This is a genomic window from Pediococcus claussenii ATCC BAA-344 (assembly GCF_000237995.1).
GTDB lineage: Bacteria > Bacillota > Bacilli > Lactobacillales > Lactobacillaceae > Pediococcus > Pediococcus claussenii.
In genome coordinates, this window is sequence record NC_016605.1 from 657,342 (window position 1) to 676,428 (window position 19,087).

General features: G+C 37.7%; 17 protein-coding genes. 13 read left to right on the top strand and 4 right to left on the bottom strand.

Annotation, left to right across the window (positions count from 1 at the left end; genetic code table 11):
* Positions 1 to 75: 75 nt before the first annotated feature.
* Both greA and PECL_RS03075 read right to left on the bottom strand, forming a co-directional pair.
* Complete coding sequence (gene greA / locus PECL_RS03070) at positions 76 to 549, bottom strand: transcription elongation factor GreA (RefSeq protein WP_014215133.1); 474 nt, start codon at positions 547 to 549, stop codon at positions 76 to 78.
* A gap of 11 nt (positions 550 to 560) precedes the next feature.
* Positions 561 to 890, bottom strand: a complete 330-nt coding sequence (locus PECL_RS03075; protein WP_014215134.1) for a hypothetical protein — start codon at positions 888 to 890, stop codon at positions 561 to 563.
* A 166-nt stretch (positions 891 to 1,056) separates the two neighbouring features.
* On the opposite strand from PECL_RS03075, the gene PECL_RS03080 reads away from it, so the two are divergent.
* The 7 genes from PECL_RS03080 to asp1 all read left to right on the top strand — a co-directional run bounded on the left by PECL_RS03080 (position 1,057) and on the right by asp1 (position 10,765).
* Positions 1,057 to 1,713, top strand: a complete 657-nt coding sequence (locus tag PECL_RS03080; RefSeq protein WP_014215135.1) for a TetR family transcriptional regulator — start codon at positions 1,057 to 1,059, stop codon at positions 1,711 to 1,713.
* Between the two features lie 4 nt (positions 1,714 to 1,717).
* Positions 1,718 to 3,457, top strand: a complete 1,740-nt coding sequence (locus PECL_RS03085) for an ABC transporter ATP-binding protein (protein ID WP_014215136.1) — start codon at positions 1,718 to 1,720, stop codon at positions 3,455 to 3,457.
* The gene (locus PECL_RS03090) at positions 3,457 to 5,295 is read left to right on the top strand and encodes an ABC transporter ATP-binding protein (protein ID WP_014215137.1); all 1,839 of its coding nucleotides are present in this window, start codon (positions 3,457 to 3,459) and stop codon (positions 5,293 to 5,295) included. The genes PECL_RS03085 and PECL_RS03090 overlap by 1 nt, the downstream gene beginning before the upstream one ends.
* A 212-nt stretch (positions 5,296 to 5,507) precedes the next feature.
* Complete coding sequence (locus PECL_RS03095) at positions 5,508 to 6,482, top strand: serine hydrolase domain-containing protein (protein ID WP_231951998.1); 975 nt, start codon at positions 5,508 to 5,510, stop codon at positions 6,480 to 6,482.
* Positions 6,483 to 6,555: 73 nt separating this feature from the next.
* Complete coding sequence (manA, locus tag PECL_RS03100) at positions 6,556 to 7,521, top strand: mannose-6-phosphate isomerase, class I (RefSeq protein ID WP_014215139.1); 966 nt, start codon at positions 6,556 to 6,558, stop codon at positions 7,519 to 7,521.
* 179 nt (positions 7,522 to 7,700) lie between these two features.
* Positions 7,701 to 9,242, top strand: coding sequence for a glycosyltransferase (locus PECL_RS03105; protein ID WP_014215140.1), 1,542 nt, complete (start codon positions 7,701 to 7,703; stop codon positions 9,240 to 9,242).
* An 11-nt stretch (positions 9,243 to 9,253) separates the two neighbouring features.
* Complete coding sequence (gene asp1, locus PECL_RS03110) at positions 9,254 to 10,765, top strand: accessory Sec system glycosyltransferase Asp1 (RefSeq protein WP_014215141.1); 1,512 nt, start codon at positions 9,254 to 9,256, stop codon at positions 10,763 to 10,765.
* Positions 10,766 to 10,909: 144 nt separating this feature from the next.
* Here asp1 and PECL_RS03115 read toward each other — a convergent pair whose 3' ends face one another.
* Positions 10,910 to 11,614: a type 1 glutamine amidotransferase gene (locus tag PECL_RS03115; protein ID WP_014215142.1), complete on the bottom strand. Its 705-nt coding sequence runs from the start codon at positions 11,612 to 11,614 to the stop codon at positions 10,910 to 10,912.
* Complete coding sequence (locus PECL_RS03120; protein ID WP_014215143.1) at positions 11,614 to 12,963, bottom strand: Mur ligase family protein; 1,350 nt, start codon at positions 12,961 to 12,963, stop codon at positions 11,614 to 11,616. Before PECL_RS03120 ends, PECL_RS03115 begins: the two co-directional genes overlap by 1 nt.
* Before the next feature lie 171 nt (positions 12,964 to 13,134).
* Here PECL_RS03120 and PECL_RS03125 point away from each other — a divergent pair, with 171 nt between their 5' ends.
* The 6 genes from PECL_RS03125 (at position 13,135) to upp (ending at position 18,616) form a co-directional block, all read left to right on the top strand.
* Positions 13,135 to 13,719 (top strand): thymidine kinase, encoded by a 585-nt coding sequence (locus PECL_RS03125; RefSeq protein ID WP_014215144.1) that lies wholly within the window; start codon positions 13,135 to 13,137, stop codon positions 13,717 to 13,719.
* 4 nt (positions 13,720 to 13,723) lie between these two features.
* Complete coding sequence (gene prfA, locus PECL_RS03130) at positions 13,724 to 14,806, top strand: peptide chain release factor 1 (protein WP_014215145.1); 1,083 nt, start codon at positions 13,724 to 13,726, stop codon at positions 14,804 to 14,806.
* On the top strand, positions 14,799 to 15,641 hold the full coding sequence (gene prmC, locus PECL_RS03135; RefSeq protein WP_014215146.1) for a peptide chain release factor N(5)-glutamine methyltransferase: 843 nt from the start codon (positions 14,799 to 14,801) through the stop codon (positions 15,639 to 15,641). The genes prfA and prmC overlap by 8 nt, the downstream gene beginning before the upstream one ends.
* A 16-nt stretch (positions 15,642 to 15,657) precedes the next feature.
* Positions 15,658 to 16,674 (top strand): L-threonylcarbamoyladenylate synthase, encoded by a 1,017-nt coding sequence (locus tag PECL_RS03140; RefSeq protein ID WP_014215147.1) that lies wholly within the window; start codon positions 15,658 to 15,660, stop codon positions 16,672 to 16,674.
* Between the two features lie 17 nt (positions 16,675 to 16,691).
* Entirely contained in the window at positions 16,692 to 17,921 is a 1,230-nt protein-coding gene (glyA, locus tag PECL_RS03145; RefSeq protein ID WP_014215148.1) for a serine hydroxymethyltransferase, read from the top strand.
* A gap of 65 nt (positions 17,922 to 17,986) precedes the next feature.
* Positions 17,987 to 18,616, top strand: coding sequence for a uracil phosphoribosyltransferase (upp, locus tag PECL_RS03150; protein WP_014215149.1), 630 nt, complete (start codon positions 17,987 to 17,989; stop codon positions 18,614 to 18,616).
* Positions 18,617 to 19,087: the final 471 nt, after the last annotated feature.

The following is a 19,087-nucleotide window of genomic DNA, read 5'->3' on the forward strand; positions in this document are numbered from 1 at the left end:
GGGGTTGTATGGCTATTCGTTGCTACACAACCCCAAAATGTTTTTTTTAGAATAAATTTAAAATTAAATTAGTATTTATTTGGCGGGATGAATTGTCAAAATCTTAACAGCATAATTATCTTCAGGAGCTTCAACGGTTGAAATATCGTTGATCTTATGGTGGAGGATTGCAGCTCCCAACGGTGATTTAAATGAAAGCTTCTGAGTAGCCAGATTTGATTCATGTGCTCCAACAACTTGATAAGTTGCACGAAAACCATCGTCTAGGAATTCAACGTCAACTGTAGAACCAATCTCCACCATTGTACTTGAAGTTGGTTTAACCACTTTGGCAAGGCGAGACTGCTTGTCTAGATATCGTAAGCGACTTTCAAGGTGGCGAAGGTCTCTCTTAGCAGCGCTGTATTCAGCGTTCTCAGAAAGGTCACCAAGTGATCGCGCATGTTGAAGGGCTTTTATTTTGGCAGGACGGGTCTTTTTTAGGTTTTGGATTTCTTGTTGTAATTGTGCATAACCATTTGGTGTCATTTGAACGTATTCTTCTGTCATTTTAAGTACCGTTATTCAAAGGTTAATTCAATCATGTATTGTTTTGCAGTTACAATGTGAGATGTTGTGATCCAGACCTGACGTAAGCCACGGTTTGGAACCTTTGTTTTTGCCTGAAAAAATTCAAGCAGGGAACTATTTTTATTTACAAAATCATCTGAAAAACGGTCAACTAGAAGTGAATTATTTGGGAAATAAAATTCTGGTTCAGATACCGAAATTTTATCAGAAAAAACAATTGAAATAACGTTGTTGTACCCAATTCTTTGAATTGTTGCAAGCGACGGGTCACGACGAATACGATCTAAAATATTATAAAGTGAATCAGAATTAGTGGACATATATACTACCTTCCTTTACTTACAACTATTATTGTAGCAAAAATTTGCTTACTCTAAAAATGAATTTAAAAAGGTACCTAAACATTTTTTTGTAAAACGTATTGCAAATAGGCAAATGTAGAGTATAACCATCAATTATGACAATGTGTCATTTTTAGGAGGAAAGATGCCAACAAAAACTTTTTTTAATCTAACTCAGGAAAAAAGAGACCGCATTTTAAAAGCAGCCGAAAAGGAATTCGCAAGGGTCCCCCTATATAAGGCTTCAATTAGTAATATAGTTAAAACTGCGAAGATACCTCGTGGGAGTTTTTACCAGTACTTTGAAGATAAAGAGGATCTATATGGTTTTTATTTTAGACTAATTTTAGAAAGTCTGCAGGAGGGGTTGGTCGGTGCTATTTATAAAAATAATGGTGATTTGTTCAAGGCTATAGATAAATATTTTGCCTTCTATTTGGACCAAATAGTAAATGGACAATATCATAGCTTCTATAGAAATTTCTTTTTAAATATAACAATTGGAAATAATGGGAAGCAGCACGGACCTGGGTTTAATTTTCAACATTCTGAGCGTTTGAAAGAATTGCGTGATCAGATTACCCAAGCAACTGATTGGAAATTACTAAAAGTTTCTGGTGAAAAGGATATTAGCACACTCATGCAATTGGTTATGATGATGTTTTTTCACTCGGTAGCTCACTACTTTAATGATGCAACAAGTAACACCGATCCAAAAGAATTATTTGAGATAACGCTAGCGGAATTTAAGAAAAATCTTAACTGGCTTGAATTTGGCGCTCGTAAAACGGAGGAAGAATAGAATTATGTGGAAACTAATAAAATCACGGCTTTCATGGTGGGCCGTGGGTGTTGGTACGCTATTTTTAATTGTTCAAGTTATGAGTAATTTATCGTTACCAACGATAACTTCGGACATTATAAACAAAGGTGTTGCTAACAGTGATATTAATTATATTTGGCATTCAGGATACAAAATGATGTTTATTGCCTTTATTGGTGTGATTGGATCGGTAGTAAATGTTTATTTTGCCTCGACCCAGGCCCAAAAAGTTGGAAATAAGATTAGACATGACTTATTTGAAAAAGTATCATTTATGTCCGACTTTGAGTTTGAAAAATTTGGCGATGCATCTTTAATCACTCGTACGACCAATGATGTTATTCAAATCCAAAACGTGATGGTTATGGTGCTTAGAATGATGTTAATGGCACCTATTATGTTAATTGGTGCTGGTTTCTTAGCCTATAATAAGCAGCCAGAGTTGACGGCCGTGTTCTTGGTTTCTTTACCAGTTTTAGCAATTTTTGTTGGAATTATTATGTATTTTGCGGTTCCGTTGTTTAAGAGTTTACAGAAAAAGATTGACCGCATTAACTTAGTGTTCCGTGAAGGCTTAACGGGTGTTCGGGTAGTACGTGCCTTCAATCAAGATAAGTTTGAGCAAGATCGTTTTGCTGATGCTAACCATGATTACATGAAGACCGGTATTACGGTGTTCACAATCGTTTCTTTTATGTTTCCAATTATGACTTTGGTAATGAGTGGAACAAATATGGGAATCATCTGGTTTGGTGGTCAACTGATTTCAAACCAAACTATGCAGGTTGGTAACCTTGTTGCATTTATGACCTACGCTATGCAGATTTTAATGAGTTTCATGATGCTTTCGATGGTTTTCGTATTTATTCCTCGTGCTTCGGCGTCGGCAGCACGGATTAACGAAGTTCTAGCTACGAAAAACAGCGTCGTTGATGGTGAAAACTTAACGGCTGGTTCTGGATCAGATAACAATACAGCAACATTAGATTTTAACCACGTTAGTTTCCGTTATAGCGGAGCCGAAAGGGCTGCAATCGACGATGCCGATTTCCATGCTAAGGCAGGGGATACAGTGGCAATTATTGGTGGTACCGGTTCTGGTAAAACAACTTTGATCAGTCTGATACCGCGACTCTTTGATGTTGAGACAGGTAATATTAAGCTGGATGGGACCAATATTGAACAGCTTAGTCAGCATGATTTACATGATGAGGTTGCGTTCACTCAGCAAAAAGCGGTGTTATTCAAGGGAACAATTCGTGAAAACATGCTATATGGGAACGAAGAAGCCACTGATGATGACATTTGGCGAGCACTTGAAATTGCCCAAACGGGTGAATTTATTTCCAAGGATGGCGATGGACTTGAGACGTTTGTTGAACAAGATGGTGATAACTTCTCTGGTGGTCAAAAGCAACGTTTATCAATCGCTCGTACCCTTGTTAAAAAGGCCAAGGTATATATATTTGATGATTCATTTTCAGCTTTGGACTTCAAGACGGACGCCGACTTGCGTAAGGCTTTAAAAGACGATCCTGAGATGCAAAAGAGTATCGTAATTATCGTGGCACAACGAATCGCAACTGTTGCGGATGCCGACCTGATTTTAGTTATGGACGGTGGAAAAGTAGTTGGTCAAGGTAACCACGAAGAACTTAAAGCAGACAATGAAACATATCGTGAAATTATTGCTTCACAGATTAAGGAAGGAGATCAGAAATAATGGGAAATGGACCTCGTGGTGGATCAAGTAAAGCCATCGAAAAACCGCAAAACTTCTGGAAATCAGCGGCACGTTTAGTTCGTTACTTATCTCCTTGGATGGTTGGATTTGTTATCGTACTTATTTTAGCGGCGGTTTCTACAATCCTTCAGATTCAAACACCTAAGATTTTAGGTCGTGCAACCACCGAAATCTTTAAGGGTGTTATGAAGGGTACTTCGGAGATGAAAGCTGGTATTTCCATTCACTCCTTGCCAATTGATTTTACAAAGATTGGTCAAATTCTGATGACCGTTGCAATCTTGTATGTATTATCAGCAGCATTTAGTTTCTTACAACAGATTATTATGACACGAGTTTCACAACGTGCCGTTGCGCAACTGCGTACTGATTTCAAAGCCAAGATGCAACGCTTACCAATTTCATATTATGATACCCATTCAAATGGTGACATTATGAGTCGAATGGCCAATGATATGGATAATATTAGTTCTACTTTGCAGCAAAGTTTGACACAACTCGTAACTAGTTTCTTCCAATTCTTTGGGGTTTTGTACATGATGCTTACGATCAGTTGGAAACTAACTTTAATTGCTCTTGCAACATTGCCACTTAGTTTAATTGTGGTTGCTGTGGTTGCACCACGTTCACAAAAGTTCTTTGCTTCTCAACAAAAGCACCTTGGTCTTCTGAATGACCAAGTTGAAGAGACATATGCTGGGCACACGGTTATTAAGACATTTAACCATGAAGGAACTGCGATTGATGAGTTTGAAAAAGAGAATGGTAAATATTATAAGTCTGCTTGGAAAGCTCAATTTATTAGTGGGTTGATTATGCCATTAATGGTCTTCGTCAATAACTTGGGTTACCTAATGATTGCTGTTCTAGGTGGTATCGAAGTTGCCCACGGGCAGATTTCTTTAGGTAATGTACAGGCCTTTCTACAGTATTCACAACAGTTCTCTCAACCAATTTCACAAATTGCTAATATCGCAAATACTTTGCAAATGACAATGGCATCTGCTGAACGAATTTTTGCAGTATTAGATGAAGATGAGATGGAAGAAACACATACAGAGGTGGCAGACGTTGATACAGATGCTAAGATCATCTTTGATGATGTGGACTTCCGTTATGTTGAGGATACTCCGCTGATTCGTAACTTTAACTTGCGAGTTGAGCCGGGAGAAATGGTGGCAATTGTCGGGCCAACTGGTGCAGGTAAAACTACCATTATTAACTTACTGGAACGTTTTTATGATGTTGATTCCGGTACAGTGTTCCTCGATGGAAAAGACACACGCAACTTATCACGCCAAGATTTGCGCAAACATTTGGCAATGGTTTTACAAGATACATGGCTATTTACTGGATCAATTCGTGAGAATATCAAGTATGGACGTGAAGGTGCGACTGATGACGAAATGTATGTTGTTGTGAAGGCAGCTCATGCTGATACTTTCATTCGCCAGTTGCCTCAAGGATATGATACAGTGTTAAATGAAGCTGTTTCCAACATTTCACAAGGGCAGCGTCAATTATTGACGATTGCACGTGCGTTTCTTGCAGATCCTGATGTATTAATTATAGATGAAGCAACTAGTTCTGTGGATACACGAACTGAAGTTTTAATACAAAGGGCTATGAACAAGCTATTAAAGGGCCGGACAAGTTTTGTTGTTGCTCACCGCTTGTCAACAATTAGGAATGCCGAGAATATTGTTGTTGTAAACCATGGTCAGATTGTGGAAACAGGAAACCACGACGCATTGATGAAAGCAAATGGGTTCTATGCTGATTTGTATAATTCACAATTTGCGACAACTGCAATTTAAGCTAAAAAGCATGATCTAATGCAGAAGTGAAATGATCAAATGTCAAAGAACACTTCATAGTTGTTAATAGCAATGAACGGACTCTGAGTGATGATAGTTTAGTCATCGTTCAGGGTCCGTTTTTCTATTAAAAATGGGAAAAAACTCTTATTTAGAGCCACTTTGGCTTCTTTTGATACTATTTGACGTAAAATAAATATAATGATACGGAGGTGCTCATTTTGTTTGAACAAACCGAAGCTTTAATTAATGAAGCTTATGATGCAAAAACAACTACTAATATGGGATACACATGGATCAAACACGGTAAGGTACAGTCAACGAGGTGGAGAGGAATTAAGAGTTCCACCCAATTTTATGATTTGGCATCTCTTACGAAGGTCATTGGTACTGTTCCCGCTGTTTTAGTTGTACTTTCTAAACATCGCTTATCACTTGATTCTAAAGTTTGTTCTATCTTACCAGAAGTCGTGGACGACAGAATTACGATTCGACATCTGATAACTCATACGTCTGGGGTTACGGCTTGGATTGACAACAGAGACGCATTGAACGCTAGTGAATTAAGACAGGCTATCTACCGTGAATTAAGCTTTGGAGAAGATTTTAATCAAAAGGTTGTGTATAACGATTATAACTATTTGCTACTAGGATTTATCGTCGAAAAGCTCCAACATGTTCCAGTGCAAACAGTAATAGAAAATGAAGTATTACGACCACTTGGCTTGCATAATGCAACATTTTCACCAAGCGCTTTGCAATCGGTTCCTACTGAAGATAGAAATGGAATTACAATTCGAGGAATGGTCCATGATACAAAAGCATTCTCGCTTGGACAACACGCGGCTTCGGCTGGTTTATTTGCACCAATGAATGATGTAGTAAAATTTGCTAATTGGATGCTTTCGGATGGAGGAAAGTTGTTAAATGACTCACAAATGAAAGGATTTAGCCGAAATCAAACTGATAATCCAGCGCTAGAACGTTCACTGGGATGGTGGATATCAAATAATGCTGAACGGATTGTTTTGCGACATAGCGGTTTTACGGGAACGTTCATATTATTAGATCAACAAACTAAAAACGGTTTGGTGTTTTTATCAAGTAGGGTGTATCCGCATCCTAACAAGCAATTTCTAGATTTTCGACAAAAAATATACGAAAGTTTTGAAAATGAAGATAGGTAATGAAAACGCTTATCAAAGGCGGACGTTTGTGGTATTCTGAGTGTTGTAATTTGGAAAGTGAGGAGAGATATTGATGATTGAACCATTGTTTTTAAATCCAGTTTTTCATGAAAAAATTTGGGGTGGAGATAATTTAAAAAAGGAATTTGGATATGATATTCCTAGCGATCACACAGGTGAGGCTTGGGTTATTTCGGCACATCCACATGGGCCAGCAGCCGTTGAGAACGGAGATTACGCTGGTGTAACTTTGGATAAGCTTTGGGCAGAACATCGAGAACTGTTCGGTAATGCGAAGGGTGACGTTTTTCCGTTGCTTACAAAAATTTTAGATGCTAACGACGACTTATCTGTTCAGGTTCATCCTGATGACAAATATGCTGAAGAACACGAACATGAATTAGGGAAGACAGAATGTTGGTACATTATTTCAGCAAAGCCAGGTGCTGAACTTTACTACGGGCACAATGCTAAGAATCGCGAAGAACTGGCTGATTGGATTAACAATGGTAAATGGGATAAGCTTTTACGAAAAATTCCAGTTAAGGCAGGAGAATTCTATTATGTACCAAGTGGAACAATCCATGCTTTAGGCAAGGGTATCATGGTTCTGGAAACTCAACAAAGCAGTGATACGACATATCGTTTGTACGATTTTGATCGAGTTGAAGCTGCAACTGGAAAAAAACGTGAGTTACATTTACAACAATCAATCGACGTAACAACAGTACCTCATACAGATCCTAAGTTAGACATTACAGAAAGTAAGGTCGGCGATGCAATAGTAACAACCTTTGTACAACCACCTATTTCTAAGTATTTTACGGTGCAAAAGGTTGTTTTGAAGAATGGTACCGCCAGTTTTAAAAATGATGATCCCTATCGCCTGTTTTCAGTTTTGGATGGTGAAGGAAAGATTACCGTTGAGGGTACTACATATCCTTTGAAAAAGGGACAACATTTTATCTTGCCAAGTCAGGTAAAAGAATACAGTTTGGATGGGACATTATCCATAATTGTAAGTGCTCCTGGAAAGTAGTCTAAGATCAGTCAGAAAAGCAACGCAAATCCAAATTTTGCGTTGCTTTTTATAATTATTGATTAACAATAATGAAATTTTATTTGCTCAAAATAATAGAGGCCAGAATGATTTCGCTGAGGTAAATAAGGTATAATTCATACTGTTAACATCAAACTAGAAAGGATTGGAACTCGAATATGTATTATTTTTTAAATACAACTATGCCTATTAACAAATCTGGTATTGAGCATGCTCAAATAAAGCGTGTTCACTTGTTCAATAGTTATAACGTGCCCAATAAAATCGTAACGCGTAATTTTGAACTTGATTTACATCGAAACCTTAAAATCGCGGGAATTGATGAAAAGAATCATCTGAACCTGTTTGAGTTTTTGCAAGGATCTGGCGATTTTGAGGCTAAAGCTCTCACTGCCAAGGATATTAAACGACCTGAAGGCACTACGATGAAAAAAGTGAATGATGAATTTGTGGTAACTGATCATCGTAATCGGTTGGCAATGAAAATTAAAATGTGGGAAGACCAATCTGATCAAGTTTCTAGTGTAGAGTATTACGATTATGCTAACAACTTACTAAAACGTGAACGATATGATCGTCGTGGTTTTATGTCAATTGCTGAAATTCATAATCCAACGGGGGCAACTAGTGTTGAACAAATTTTTACTCCTTCAGGAAAACTAGTATATGAATCATTTTATTTTAATGATGGACAGGGTGAAATAAAAAACTCTTTATTACGAATTGTTGACTATCAAGGTAAAGATTATGAATTTAATGGGTTAAATGGATTTCAACGTTTCCTTTTTGATGAAATAAACAAAGTTGATGATGGTAAAAACGTGTTTATTGCTGATCGTTCCGCAGAAACAGAGTGGGGACTCTTACATATGGAAACCAAGGCATATCGGGTGCTGTTTTTGCATAGCGCCCACACGTCTGATCCCTATAACCCACAAGATAAACTCCTGAATAATAATTTTGATTTTTCACTTCGAAACTTTAAATATTGGAATGGTATTATTGATTCTACGCCACATCAAACAGCTGATATGAAGGCACGTTTTGATTCAGACGTAACGCCAATTTACACTATTCCGGTTGGAATTGTACCCAATGACTTGATAGAAGAACCGAAAGTAAAGTTTGAAAATCGTGTACCTGGGAAAATAATTGTTGTAGCTCGCCTTTTTCCAGAAAAAAGGTTAGATCATCTACTAAATGCCTTTAAGATTGTTCATGAAAAGTTTCCAGAAGCTTCGTTAGATTTTTGGGGATATGGTGATGGAGAAACGGATAAAAAACTAAAGGAACAGGTTTCACAATTAAAACTGAATGATTCGGTTAAGTTCAAGGGGTATAGTGACAATATCGGTGCTGAAATGGATAAGGCACAAATTTCCACTCTTACAAGCTCGGTAGAAGGATTTGCGCTAGCTGTTCTTGAGGCACAGTCGCATGGTCTCCCTGTTGTCTCCTATGATATTCCGTATGGCCCATCAGATATTATCCAAGACGGAATAAGCGGTACACTAATTAAATCCGGTGATTACAAAGCTTTTGCTGATGCGCTGATGGAACTACTTGGCGATGATAAAAAGCTAAAGCAATATAGTGAAGCAGCTTATAAGAATCGAGAAAGATTCAGTGAAGCAGCTATCTGGAAAGATTGGCAAGTTTTAGATCAGGATGCTAAGAAATTTTTCGATACGCAGAAATAGGGGGATTTTGTATGATTTACATGTTAAATCAATATTTAATGGAACTTAACTCAGGCGTTGAGTTTGCTGAAATAAATCGACTACGTCTTTTAAAAGACGCTGATATTCCGGCTAAAATTGTTACTCGTGACTATAATCCATCACTTCACCATAATCTTGATCTATTAAAAATCGCCGATACAGATGTGATTAATATGTATGATTTTTTTCAAGAGACTCAGGCGGTTGAAGAAAAGTATTTGCGTACTACTGATTTAGATTTTGCACATCAATATGCTGTAGAGCAAGGTGCCAATTTCAGTCGTGTAAGTGATGAAGACCATATTATGGCCGATGTTTATTTCTTGCCCGGTACGGTTGGTCGAGTTGATTATATAAATTATTATGACGAATTTGGACATACTGCTATGCGGGAGCACTTTGATTGGCGTGGTTTTAAATCAATGGACGAATATTTCACTCCAACTGGGGAACCAGTATTTAAAGCCTTTTATAAGGTGAATGGTAAAAAAGCACTTGAGGAATATTATATGCAAAATAGCGAAGGTGGCACGGTTGTTTCCTTGCTTAAACTAATCGACTATAAGGGTCAAGATTATAATTTTGATAATTTAGACGAAATTTTTACGTTCTTTTTAGATGAATTGAATAAATCTGAAGGGAAAAATCAAACGTTTATTGCTGACCGGCCCGCAGAAACAAACTTGCCAATGTTAAATATGGCAACACCAGCTAGGAAGTATTTATCATTGCCAATTTTGCATTCAGTAGAACGGTCTAACCAATTAAGTGGTCCGATTGATCCAGTGTATGAAGTTGCCCTCAAAAAGAGATTACATGAGCTATCTGGGATTATTGTGATGACTAACGCCCAGCGATCGGATTTATTGCAGAATCTAAAGCAGCCTAAAATTCCAGTTTATGTATTACCGGGTGCATATGTTCCAGAACAAAGCGGTGCTCGCATTCCGGTTAAAAATCGAATAGAAAACAAGCTGATTTTTGTCGGGCGTTTAGGTGAAGAAAAGAAAATTGACCAAATTATTCGTGCATTTTCAATTGTTGAATATGCAAATTCAAATACTTCACTCGACATATATGGTTATGGCGATAAGGACTATGTGGATGGCTTGAAAGAATTGATCAGCAGTTTAAAGTTAGACGGAAAAATTACAATTAAGGGATATCAGCAAAGCCTAGATGAAGTGTACGATAGTGCCCAATTATTTATTAGTGCAAATCATTCGGACGCAATGCCAATAGCCATGGTTGATGCATTGGGGCATGGTGTCCCAGTTGTGACTTTTGATGATCATTATGGACCAAAAGAAATAGTAAAAAACGGGGTAGATGGTCTCTTGATTAAAGATGGTGATCTAACTACGTTTGCCAAGGCAATTTTAGAATTACTCGATGATAAAGAGTTACTACAGCAATTTAGCGACCAAGCTTATTCGAATTCAACAAAAGATTTTGGCCGAGAATTATTGGCTGAACGTTGGGATGAATTGCTTAATGCATAGAAATATTCTGCAAAAAAACTGTAAGAATTATGAACTCCTGACAATAGTGTTGACGAATAAAAATGGTAACTCTTTATAAAAAAACAAGCCTAAACGATGGATGAAACAGCATCATTAGGCTTGTTTTATTTTATTGAATTAACATTAGAAAGTAGGCTGAATCTCCAATGCTTCCTGTTTTGATAGATCAGCATCTGGATATTTTCTCTTTAGCGCTGTTAATAGAATCTTTTTTGCAAGGTTTCCGTTTCTGGTAAGAATTGGGCCGTGGAAGTAAGAGCCATAAACGTTCTTATAAACAACACCTTCAGAGTTGTCCTTATCATTGTTACCGTGACCTTCTTCGACGATTCCAAGGGGCTTTTCTCCTTCACCTAAGAAAGTCATTCCGTTATGATTTTCAAAGCCGTGATATTCATCACCACTGTCGGGATTCTTAATTACGATATCGCCGATAAAACGATTGTTGTCTTGGCTCAGTGTATAGTGATCTAAGGCACTAATGCCCTTGATTTTTTCGCCATCAGCACCAATATAATAGTGACCTAATAATTGGTAACCACCACAGATTGCAAGCATCGGGCCACCATCTTCAATGTAGCTTGTAAGGTCTTCTTTTTTGTTTTGAATATCTTTTGATACGATGGATTGTTCAAAATCTTGTCCCCCACCAAAAAAGACAATGTCCCAATCCGATGGGTCAAATTTATCGTCTAAAGAAATGACGGTGGTTTTTAGCTCGACTCCCATTTGTTTTGCATAGTAGCCCAAAGCTAACAGGTTACCATTATCACCATATGTGTTCAGTAGATCGCCATATAAATGCGCTACATTTAGTTCATATGCCATTATGCGATTCCCTCCTTGATGTAACCATCTGTTGCTAATTGTTTGCGCAATTGTAACATAGCTGTGTAAGTTGCGAAAACATAAACGCGTTTTGTGGGTAAATTCTTAATATTTGCAACTGCATCTTTTAAATTATTGTAGGTTTCAAGCTGGTTATCTTGAACCCCAGCAACTTTTAAGCGGAAAGTAATATCTTTATAGCGCTCTCCGCCGGTTACATATTGCTTAATATTCATCGTTGTTAATTTTTCAAAGTTACCGTCCCAAATCCAACTCGTGTCAAGACCATCGGCGTAGTTAGCATTTAAAAGACCGACAAACGAAAATGGTTCAGTTTCGGTACCAACCATATCAATGACTTGGTTTAGTCCAACTGGGTTCTTAACTAATACAATTGTGACTTCTTTACCATCAACATTAATCTGTTCTTGACGACCAAAGACACGTTCATCAGGATCATTTAAGGCTTTTTGAATTGCAGAAGTTGAAACTCCCATAAACTTACCCACGGAATATGCTGCCAGCGCATTGTAGATATTATAAAGCCCACCAATATGAATGTTAAAGTTGCTACCATCAATAAAGAACTTTGAATTATTAGGTGTTAGCTTAGAGAGCGCAGTGACTTGGTAACGCAACTCTGGGCGATGCCATCCACAGTTTGGACAGTAATATTTTCCCTGATTACTATAGGTAATAAACTTGTAATGGATGATATGTTGGCAGACCGGACAGAGCACACCGTCTGTATTATAATGGGCACGTAGTTCACCATCTGGACGATCATTAAAGCCATAATAAATAATTGGATTAGGTAATTTTTTGGAATTGAAGATTGGCATATCACCGTTGGCAATTATAGTAGCTTCCGGAGCTAATGCCACGCCGTCCAATATCTTTTGGTATGTTGTATAAATTTCACCATAGCGATCCATTTGGTCCCGAAAAATATTGGTAAAAACAAACGCGAGTGGTTTGATATATTTAGTGACTTTAATGACATTTGCTTCATCAACCTCAAGAATTGCCAAATTTTTACCATTTTTGGTTTTGTGATCAGTTAAAAATGTTGTGACAATACCTTGTTCCATATTTGAACCAGTTGGATTTGTTAATACGTGTTCGTACTTTTGGCGTAAAACTTTGACAGTGAGAGCGGTTGTTAGAGTTTTTCCGTTTGTACCAGTAATGACAATGACATCATAGTCTTTACCCAAACTTTTTAAAATATCAGGATCGATTTTTGTGGTAATTTTTCCGGGAAAAGAACTTCCACCAGAACGAAAAGTGTGTAAAAACCAGTAAGAAGATTTTCCAGCAAATTTAGCAAATGAACTCTTAAGCGACATGTGATTCCTCCAAGTTTAAAATATCTAAGTATTCATTTTAAGCTGAAATCTCTGAAAAGGGAAGCTTATGTATTCCGTTTAATAAAAACTTGGCATAAGCAACTAATGAAATTTTTTATCAATTCCGCTATACTTGAATATTGGAGATTATACATAAGGGAGGTATCCGTAATGGCACAGTTATTTTTTCACTACGGTGCAATGAATAGTGGAAAGTCGATTGAGATTTTAAAGGTTGCTCATAATTATGAGGAGCAAAATAAGCAGGTCATTTTAATGACAAGTGGAATCGATAATCGGACTAAGGTTGGCGAGATTTCAAGTCGAATTGGGTTACGACGAGATGCACTTCCTATTTTTGATGATTCTAACGTTTTAGAGATGGTTAAAAAAAACAACGATGACGCAGCTTGTGTACTAATTGATGAAGCGCAATTTTTAAAAAAGCATCACATCTTAGAGTTAGCTAAAGTGGTTGACGACCTGGATATTCCGGTCATGACTTATGGATTAAAAAATGATTTTATGAATGAACTATTTGAAGGAAGTAAGTATCTTTTATTATACGCAGATAAATTGGCGGAAATGAAAACAATTTGCTGGTTTTGTAAACGCAAAGCTGAAATGAACTTACGAGTTAGTAATGGCAAACCAGTTTATGAAGGTGAGCAAGTTCAAATTGGTGGCAATGAGGCTTATTATCCTGTGTGTCGGCGTCACTATTTCAATCCACTAATGGAAGCAACAAAGGAGTAAATAAATGGACAATTTTATAGATAAAGTTCAAGCAGTCGCAGATCGCTACGAAGAACTAAGTGAACTTTTAGCGGATCCAGAAGTTTTAGCAGATTCACAAAAATATACAGAGCTCTCAAAAGAAGAGGGCGATATTCGAGAAACAGTTGAAAAATACAAACAGTATCGTGAAGTTGTAGATCAAATCAGTGAAAATGAAGAATTACAGCGTGAAAAGCTTGATCCTGAAATGGATAGTATGGTTAAGGCAGAGCTAGCTGATTTACATGGGAAAAAAGATCAGCTAGAAGAAGATATAAAAGTTTTGATGTTACCAACCGATCCTAATGATGATAAAAATATTATCATGGAAATTCATGGAGCAGCCGGTGGAGATGAAGCCAGTCTTTTCGCAGCAGACTTATATAATATGTATAGTCGATATGCTGAAACACAAGGATGGACAGTTGAAGTAGTTGATGAAACGCCAACGGACGTCGGGGGCTTTAAAGAAATCGTGTTGATGATTTCTGGTAAGAGTGTATATTCCAAACTGAAATTTGAAAATGGTGCTCATCGCGTTCAGCGAGTTCCTGTTACTGAATCCGCTGGGCGAGTTCACACGTCTACTTCTACGGTGGGTGTGATGCCAGAAGCCGAAGATGTAGATATTGATATTGACGCTAAAGATATTCGGACAGATGTTTATCGTTCGTCTGGTGCTGGTGGGCAGCATATCAATAAGACGTCTTCTGCAGTTCGAATGACTCATTTGCCAACTGGGATCGTTGTTGCAATGCAAGATGAGCGTTCACAACAGCAAAATCGGGAAAAAGCAATACGTATTTTGAAAGCACGTGTTTACGATTATTATCAAACCCGAGAAACTGATGCGTATAATGAAGAGCGAAAGAATGCTGTCGGTACCGGGGATCGTTCTGAACGTATTAGAACCTATAACTTTCCACAAAATCGAGTAACGGACCATCGAATTGGTTTAACGTTAAATAAGTTAGATCGTGTAATGAATGGTGAGCTTGATGATATTATTAATGCGCTCATTTTAGACGATCAGGCTAAGAAAATGGAACAATTGCGTAATGAATAATCCAACCTATTTTGAAGCCCTGCAATGGGCTTCTTTGTTTATAAAAAAACACCATCAGGACGAGTATTCTGGAGAACTATTAATTTTGGATCAGCATAATTGGACGCACTCAGAGTTAATTATGCATTATCGTGAAGAAATGCCCTTAGTAGAGTGGACAACCTTTCAAAAAAAAGTTGCCGAAGTTGGAAGTGGTAGACCGGTTCAATATGTAACAAATTTAGCATCCTTTTATGGAAGACAGTTTTATGTCGATGAGCGCGTTCTTATTCCTAGAATGGATACTGAAGAATTGATAGAAACCGTTCTAAAAGATACCCAACTTCCTATTAATAGCGAAGTTCTTGATATCGGGACTGGAAGTGGTGATATCGCGATCACTTTAAAGTTAGAAAAGCCTACTTGGATGGTAACAGCAGTGGATATTTCTAAAGATGCCTTAGATGTAGCTCGGATTAATGCACAGTCCTTTAAAACAGAAGTTGATTTTAGGTTGGGATCGTTGTTTGAACCAGTCCAGAATGACAAGTATGATCTAATTGTTAGTAACCCTCCGTACATATCAGAAAACGAGATCGACGCGATGGATCAGTCGGTCATTGATAATGAGCCCCAAATGGCCTTGTTTGCAAAAGATGATGGCTTATATTGGTACAAACAGATCGCATTGCAACTGAAAAGTCATTTGAAATCCGGGGGGTATTTAGTTTGTGAAATTGGATATAAGCAGGGTATTAAATTGCGAGAATTTTATCAAAATAAATTGCCAGGAGCACAGATACAAATAAAAAAAGACATGAGCGGCAATGATCGGTTATTGGTTGTTCATCTTTAAGAAGGGATCTTTTTGAATGAGTAAGTTGTATACAAAACAGGACATAAAAGAGGCAGCTAAAGCAATTAAAGAAGGTAAGCTGGTTGCATTTCCAACGGAAACAGTATACGGATTGGGAGCAGATGCGACCAACGTTCAGGCAGTTAATCAGGTGTTTGAAGCAAAGGGGCGTCCCTCGGATAATCCATTAATTGTACATGTTGCTGATATTAAAACGGTTGAAGAGTTAGCAGAAATTAATAAGAATGCCTACAATCTAATGAAACGTTTTTGGCCAGGGCCATTAACGATAATTTTGCCAATTAAGCCAGGAAGTCTTGATAAAGTTGTGACAGGTGGCTTAACCACAGCGGCTTTTCGCAATCCGGATAATAAGGAAACAATTGATTTAATCAAGGCCGCCGGCGTTCCTTTAGTAGGACCATCAGCAAATACTTCAGGTAAGCCAAGTCCTACTAAGCCAGAACACGTTTTACACGACTTGGATGGAAAAATTGCCGGTGTGCTTGATGACGGTGAAACCAGAATTGGAGTTGAGTCTACTGTAATTGACGTTTCCACTAAAATTCCTGCTATCTTAAGACCAGGAGCGGTTACTGTTGAGCAGATTGAATCAGTGATCGGTGAGATACAAACCGACCATCATAAGGTTGGGAAAAATGAAACTCCCAAGGCACCTGGGATGAAATATAAACACTATGCACCAAATGCGCAAGTGTATATTGTAGGCAGCGATGAGTGGTTAAAAGTCAAAGAATGGATCTTAAAACATCCTGATCAGCAATTTGGAATAATGGCTCCCGACAAACTGCAGTCTGATTTTGAGCAAAGCAACGTTTCCTACTTTGGAATGGGAAACTCTATACAGGATGCGTCTCATCGACTTTTTGATGGATTACGTCTTTTGGACGGTAATAATAAAATTAAAATCATTTTTGCCCCGGAATTTGTTAAAATTGGATTAGGGATTGCTTACATGAATCGATTAGAGAAATCGGCTGGAAAGCAATACTTAGTTGATTTAGTGGATTAGGCCAAGGAGGAATTCGAATGGATTATAAACTTCAAGATCAAGAACTATGGGATGCAATTGGGCGCGAAGAAATACGACAACAGCATAATATTGAATTGATAGCTTCAGAAAATATCGTTTCAGATGGTGTTAGAGCAGCACAAGGTAGCGTTTTGACTAATAAGTATGCGGAGGGCTATCCTGGGAAGCGATATTACGGTGGTTGTGAATTCATTGATCTAGAGAAACACCTTGCAATTGATCGAGCTAAGAAGTTATTTGGGGCAGAATATGCTAACGTTCAACCACATTCGGGTTCGCAAGCCAATGCTGCTGCATATGCAGCGTTTATCAAACCTGGTGATAAAATTTTAGGAATGGATTTAAATGCTGGGGGACATCTGACCCATGGAGCGAAGGTGAGCTTTAGTGGTACCTTTTATCAATCCGCAAGTTATGGGGTTGATCCTGTTACAGAAGAACTCGACTATGAAGCAATCAGACAAATAGCGTTGCGAGAAAAGCCACAAATAATTGTTGCTGGAGCCTCCGCGTACAGTCGAGTAATTGATTGGCAGAAGTTTCGCAATATTGCTGATGAAGTTGGTGCATATTTAATGGTGGATATGGCTCATATTGCTGGATTAGTGGCGACAGGTTTGCACCCATCACCAGTTGGAATCGCTGATGTTGTAACCTCAACAACGCATAAAACGTTGAGAGGACCTAGAGGTGGCCTAATTTTATCACAAGAAAAATATGCAAAACAGCTAAATTTTGCTGTGTTTCCGCAAAACCAGGGCGGACCGTTGGAACATGTGATTGCTGCTAAAGCTGTTGCATTCGGTGAGGCACTGCGACCTGATTTTGAAGAGTATGCGCAACAAGTTCTTAAAAATGCCCAAGCTATGGCTAAGGTTTTTGAACAAGAAGAGGATTTACATGTTGTATCCGGTGGTACGGACAACCACTTAATGACAGTCGATCTCACTAAGACCGGATTAAATGGGAAAGAAGTACAAAATTTGTTAGATTCTGTATTTATAACCACTAATAAAGAGGCGATACCTGATGAAAAGTTAAGTCCCTTTAAAACTAGTGGAATTCGAATTGGAACGCCAGCAATAACGACTCGTGGATTTAAGGAAGTAGATTGTCAGGAAGTTGCTAAATTAATCATCAAAGCAATTCATAATGCTGACAAACCAGAAGTTTTGGATCAAATTAAATTAAATGTTTTTCAAATAACTGATCGTTATCCAATTTAAGTCTAGTTTTTTAGCTTTTTTTTCGCTAGAATGGATAAAGACAATTGAAGGGAGCAATTTTGTTCATGGGCAAGTTTGAGGTTTTAGATCATCCGTTGATTCAACATAAATTAACATTGATTCGAGATAAGAATTGTAGTACTAAGGAGTTCCGTGAGATAGTTAACGAAATCTCTACCTTAATGGCATATGAGGTTTCGCGTGACATGCCATTACAGGATGTTGAGGTTGAAACGCCTATGGGTAAGACAATCAAGAAGCAAATTTCTGGTAAGAAGGTTGCCATTGTACCGATCCTACGCGCAGGATTAGGAATGGTTGATGGAATGGCAGAATTGTTACCAGTTGCAAGAATTGGTCATATTGGAATGTATCGTGACGAAGAAACATTAAAGCCAACTGAGTATTTTGTTAAGTTGCCAAGTGATATTAGCGAACGTCAGATCTTTGTTGTGGATCCTATGTTAGCAACCGGTGGATCAGCAATCATGGCTGTCGATGCTTTGAAGAAGCGCGGAGCTCGTGATATTAAGTTCTGTTGTTTGGTAGCTGCTCCAGAAGGTGTCGAAGCTCTACGTGAGACACACCCAGATATTGATATTTATACAGCTGCACTTGATGAAAAGCTTAATGATGATGGTTATATTGTGCCTGGTTTAGGCGATGCGGGAGACCGTTTATTTGGTACTAAGTAAGTTATTTAAATAATTTAAATGTTAAACACCGATTGAGATTTCTTAGTTGGTGTTTTTTTATGAAGTAAATTTAGAAGGAAATCATAATTGAAATGAAACGGCTCAGTGCATGTAATAAAAGCATCGATTATTCGTATATTTAAGACAAATAGGTAGTTAAATCTTGTTTAATTAAGCCTTAAAGTGAAAATGCTTATATCCACTAGGATTTAGATTGAAAAATAATGAGCAGTCGTAAAGAAATTATACTTTAATAAAAAAATATTTTTTTAATGTGTTTAATTATTTATAAAGTTGATAATATGGGACAATAAAGCGGTACCATTAAAAGCATTGATAATACCGTATTTTTTTTGTATTTTCTGATGTTTGGTGGTATGATTTCAGATGTATTTCAAGTGGGCGTCGCTTATTTGAATAACATATATTGCAGTTGTTTAGGTGATTGCTTTTTATTTTTGATAGAAAGGG

What these genes read in the sequence shown, in the direction of transcription:
- PECL_RS03140 (WP_014215147.1), top strand. Translation starts at nt 15,658, where the DNA reads ATGAGTAAGTTGTATACAAAACAGGACATAAAAGAGGCAGCTAAAGCA.
- asp1 (WP_014215141.1), top strand. Translation starts at nt 9,254, where the DNA reads ATGATTTACATGTTAAATCAATATTTAATGGAACTTAACTCAGGCGTT.
- PECL_RS03085 (WP_014215136.1), top strand. Translation starts at nt 1,718, where the DNA reads ATGTGGAAACTAATAAAATCACGGCTTTCATGGTGGGCCGTGGGTGTT.
- PECL_RS03080 (WP_014215135.1), top strand. Translation starts at nt 1,057, where the DNA reads ATGCCAACAAAAACTTTTTTTAATCTAACTCAGGAAAAAAGAGACCGC.
- glyA (WP_014215148.1), top strand. Translation starts at nt 16,692, where the DNA reads ATGGATTATAAACTTCAAGATCAAGAACTATGGGATGCAATTGGGCGC.
- greA (WP_014215133.1), bottom strand. Translation starts at nt 549, where the DNA reads ATGACAGAAGAATACGTTCAAATGACACCAAATGGTTATGCACAATTA.
- PECL_RS03075 (WP_014215134.1), bottom strand. Translation starts at nt 890, where the DNA reads ATGTCCACTAATTCTGATTCACTTTATAATATTTTAGATCGTATTCGT.
- PECL_RS03120 (WP_014215143.1), bottom strand. Translation starts at nt 12,963, where the DNA reads ATGTCGCTTAAGAGTTCATTTGCTAAATTTGCTGGAAAATCTTCTTAC.
- manA (WP_014215139.1), top strand. Translation starts at nt 6,556, where the DNA reads ATGATTGAACCATTGTTTTTAAATCCAGTTTTTCATGAAAAAATTTGG.
- prmC (WP_014215146.1), top strand. Translation starts at nt 14,799, where the DNA reads ATGAATAATCCAACCTATTTTGAAGCCCTGCAATGGGCTTCTTTGTTT.
- prfA (WP_014215145.1), top strand. Translation starts at nt 13,724, where the DNA reads ATGGACAATTTTATAGATAAAGTTCAAGCAGTCGCAGATCGCTACGAA.
- PECL_RS03090 (WP_014215137.1), top strand. Translation starts at nt 3,457, where the DNA reads ATGGGAAATGGACCTCGTGGTGGATCAAGTAAAGCCATCGAAAAACCG.
- PECL_RS03105 (WP_014215140.1), top strand. Translation starts at nt 7,701, where the DNA reads ATGTATTATTTTTTAAATACAACTATGCCTATTAACAAATCTGGTATT.
- upp (WP_014215149.1), top strand. Translation starts at nt 17,987, where the DNA reads ATGGGCAAGTTTGAGGTTTTAGATCATCCGTTGATTCAACATAAATTA.
- PECL_RS03115 (WP_014215142.1), bottom strand. Translation starts at nt 11,614, where the DNA reads ATGGCATATGAACTAAATGTAGCGCATTTATATGGCGATCTACTGAAC.
- PECL_RS03125 (WP_014215144.1), top strand. Translation starts at nt 13,135, where the DNA reads ATGGCACAGTTATTTTTTCACTACGGTGCAATGAATAGTGGAAAGTCG.